This is a genomic window from Shewanella sp. AS16, from assembly GCF_021412365.1.
GTDB classification, from domain to species: Bacteria; Pseudomonadota; Gammaproteobacteria; order Enterobacterales; family Shewanellaceae; genus Shewanella; species Shewanella salipaludis.
The window spans coordinates 1-296 of the sequence record NZ_JAKCLK010000219.1 but is presented as its reverse complement, the minus strand read 5'-3'; the positions used below and the strand labels follow the sequence as shown (position 1 = coordinate 296).

1 protein-coding gene is annotated in these 296 nt (G+C 43.2%); it reads left to right on the top strand.

Going from position 1 to position 296, the window contains the following annotated elements; translation table 11 throughout:
• The coding region (locus tag LZP73_RS20080) for a molybdopterin-dependent oxidoreductase (RefSeq protein WP_234236681.1) at positions 1 to 296 on the top strand (296 nt) is incomplete at both ends.

Here is a 296-nt window from a genome sequence, read left to right as displayed (position 1 = left end):
CGTGATAACCGTAACTGGTTTTTGTCTGAATTGTATAACATGCAGCATGTGAGTCAGATAACCCGTCATATCTGTGTTGAAGGATGGAGTGCAATAGGAAAATGGGGAGGGATACCATTCCGGCATTTCCTGACGCTGATTGGTGCCGATATGCGGGCAAAATACGTCAGTTTTCGTTGCGTCGATGGTTACTACACCAGTATTGATATGGCGACAGCACTACATTCACAAACATTGCTGACATTGACATGGAATAACAGGGTATTGCCAAAAGAATATGGCTATCCCATAAAGAT